Annotated in this window: 1 protein-coding gene and 1 pseudogene; both read right to left on the bottom strand. The window is 61.8% G+C overall.

Annotated features, from left to right (window positions below; all coding sequences use genetic code 11):
* Positions 1-87: 87 nt before the first annotated feature.
* Positions 88-1,425 (bottom strand): TldD/PmbA family protein, encoded by a 1,338-nt coding sequence (locus HT737_RS13255; protein WP_047297085.1) that lies wholly within the window; start codon positions 1,423-1,425, stop codon positions 88-90.
* A pseudogene (locus HT737_RS13250) lies at positions 1,425-2,868 on the bottom strand (TldD/PmbA family protein). Before HT737_RS13250 ends, HT737_RS13255 begins: the two are co-directional and overlap by 1 nt.
* Between the last annotated feature and the right edge of the window lie 212 nt (positions 2,869-3,080).

Raw genomic sequence — 3,080 nt, 5'->3', positions numbered from 1 at the left:
CTGCTCGCGAAGAGGCCATTTCATTCAACATTGATGTCGATTGATCTACCGCTTTCGCGAGCAGGCTCGCTCCCACAGGTTTTGCTTTTACAGGGTTAGCGTGAGTCGGCTCACCAGCGCCCCCGGCAACAACGCCGACGAGGTATTGCGCTGGCTATACGTGCTCGCCGACAGCAGCAACTCGCGCTCGGCGGTCAATGCTTCCAGCTGCGAACCCAGCAGGCTGTAGGCGCTGTCGTCGAAACGCATGGTGCTGACCGGCGCCTGAATCTCGCCGTTCTCGACCCAGAAGGTCGCGAAGCGGGTCATGCCGGTCAGGCGCGCCGCCGGTTGATCGGAGTAGTTCAGGTACCACAAGTTGCTGATGTACAGCCCGGTGCCCAACTGCTTGAGAATTTCTGCCTGTGACAGATCACCGGCCGCCATGTTCAGTGCACTCGGCATTTCACCGCCGCTGGCGCCGTTGGCGGTCAGGCCGTATTCGGCGGCACTGCGCGAGCCGACCAGTTGATCGCCGGCCTTGCCTTCGATGACCAGCCGCAGATCGCTGCGCGGATAGCCTTCGCCGGAGAACGCCGGGCTCAACGAGCCGCTGACTTTTTCATCCAGCGACACCAGCGAGCTGAACGCCTGATCACCGACATACAGCTTCTGCAGCGGACTGCTCTTGCTGGCGATCGACTGTGCGGAGAACCCGCCCCAACTGAGCATGCCCATGATTTCTTCCAGCGCGGCTGGCGCCAGATACGCTCGATATTGCCCCGGTGCGAGGGTGCGCAACGGTCGACCGAGAAACGCCAGTTGCTCGCGCGCCTGCTGGAAGCGCCGGGCGAAGCCTTCGCTGCTCCATTCGTGCCCGGCGTAGCTGGCCTTGACCGCTTCGCCGTTGTCGTGAAACAGGCTGAAGTCGAAGTTGAAGCTGTTGGCCTGATGCCAGCCAAATGCTCCCGAGGAGCTGGCGAAACCACGGCTGATCGGGCCGGCAGCATAGAAGCCGACCAGATCCAGACCTTCAGCCGCGGTGCAGATTTCCTCGACCACTAGCTCGGTGTCCGGCAGCGGATGTTGCTGTACGTTGTTGCTCTGCCAGCCGTTGTGGTTTAGCAGCAGGTACGGATCCTGCGGCAGCAGCGGCAGGGTTTCGCGCAGTTGTTGCAGGCCTTCGGCGAGGCGCTGCAGATCGGCTTCCTGATCACCGGACAGGGTGATGTGCAGGTCGGCATGACGGCCGTCGTTGATCAGCTTTAACCCGACGTCGGCTTGCTGCACCTGACCGGCCTGACGCACCTTGGCGTGATTGAAACGCACGAACGCCGAGGATTCCGCGGCATAGCTGAGGGTGAATTGTTCCGGCTCGCGCACACTGTCGCGCAGCCAATTGACCATGATCTTGAAGGCGTCGGACTGACTCTTCGAAATGCTCATCAGGCGTCTCCCCCAAACACATCAACGTTGCTGAATACGCAGGCCGGCGAAGCGTGGCCGACGCGGATCACTTGGTTCGGCTCGCCCTTGCCGCAGTTTGGCGTGCCCAGCACCATTCGGGTGCCGGCATCGCCGACCGCGCGCAGACTCTTCCAGAACTGCGCGGAAATACCTCGGTAATTCGGATTTTTCACCACACCCTTGAGTTCACCGTTCTCGATCAACTGCCCCCACTCGCATCCGAACTGGAATTTGTTGCGCGCATCGTCAATCGACCATGAACGGTTGGTGCTCATCAGAATGCCATGCTCGATGCCGCTGATCAGTTGCGTCAGCGACTGATCGCCCGGCTCGATGTTGAGGTTGGCCATGCGGTCGATCGGTGGCCGGTTCCAGCCGCAGGCGCGGCTGTTGGCAACGCCGTCGAGTCCGGCGCGGAACTGTGACAGTGCGCCGCCCAATGGCCGCAACAGCAAGCCTTGGCGAATCAGGAATTGTTTGCTGGCCTTGCTGCCGTCGTCATCGTGGCCGTAGCTGGCCAGCTCTTCGGGAATGTCCGGATCGAAGGTCACGTTGAGCAGCTTCGAACCGTATTGCAGGCTGCCGAAGTCGCTGGTTTTGACGAAGCTGGTGCCGGCGTAATTGCGCTCGTCACCGAGGATCCGGTCAAGCTCCAGCGGGTGACCGATGGACTCGTGGATCTGCAGCATCATCTGGTCGGGCATCAGCAACAGATCGCGCGGGCCTTGCGGGGTATTTGGCGCGAGCAGCAACTGCAGGGCCTGATCGGCCACTTGCGGGCCGGCGCCGACCAGACCGCAACGGCTGATCACGTCGGCGCCACCCTGCTGACCGAAGTTCTCGCGGCCCAGGGAGCGGGTCTGGCTGTCGTTGCCGTCGTAGGCGGTGACATCGAAGCTTGGATAAACGAAGCGCTGGGCCTGGCGCAATTCGGCGCCGGCACTGCTCAGGTAAATCTGTTCGACGTGGGTGATGCCGATGCTCGCTTGCCAATGCACCAGGCGCTCATCCTTTGGCACCGAGGCGGATTCCGCGCCGAGCAGTTCGAAACATTCGCTCAGGGACGGGAAGGGTTGATCGAGATTGGGCGAAAAGTAATCAGCGCGGTCACTGGATACCGGCTGATCGCGCAGGTCGAGCAAGGCGTGGGGCTTCAGTCGCCGGGCCTGCTGTTCGGCGCGCTCCAGGGCGGCTTGCAGGCCTTGCTGCGACAGGTCGTTGGTCGCTGCATAAGCCTCGACGCCGTTGACCCGGACTGTGAGCATCGCACCCTCGTCACGGCTCAGGCTGGGCGGTTCGGCGACGTTCTTGCGCACCGACAGGTATTGGCCGGACTCGCGCACATACCGCAGGGAAAAAAAACTCGGCGCCCGTGCGCAAGGCAGCGAAGCGCTGCTTGAGCTGGGGGTGGAAATCGAACATTCGGGAACCTCCTTGTCATGGAGTTGCGGGGCGAAGCGATTCGGCGGGGAGGGGTGAAACGATTGCGCGAGGTCTAGAGTAGGCCTGCGTGGGGGTAGGATCAAGTGAAGAGGGGGTGTAGGAGGATTTACTGTGCAGCAGGGGAATTTGTGCTGAATGTGAGGGCCCCTTCGCGAGCAGGCTCGCTCCCACCTTTGAAATGCATTCCAATG

It is taken from the genome of Pseudomonas sp. MD195_PC81_125 (genome assembly GCF_014060985.1).
Lineage (GTDB): Bacteria > Pseudomonadota > Gammaproteobacteria > Pseudomonadales > Pseudomonadaceae > Aquipseudomonas > Aquipseudomonas parakoreensis.
The sequence above is the reverse complement of the archived record's forward strand: the minus strand, read 5'-3'. Positions and strand labels throughout refer to the sequence as shown.

Coding starts and splice junctions, on each gene's coding strand:
- HT737_RS13255 (WP_047297085.1), bottom strand. CDS start 1,425: ATGAGCATTTCGAAGAGTCAGTCCGACGCCTTCAAGATCATGGTCAAT.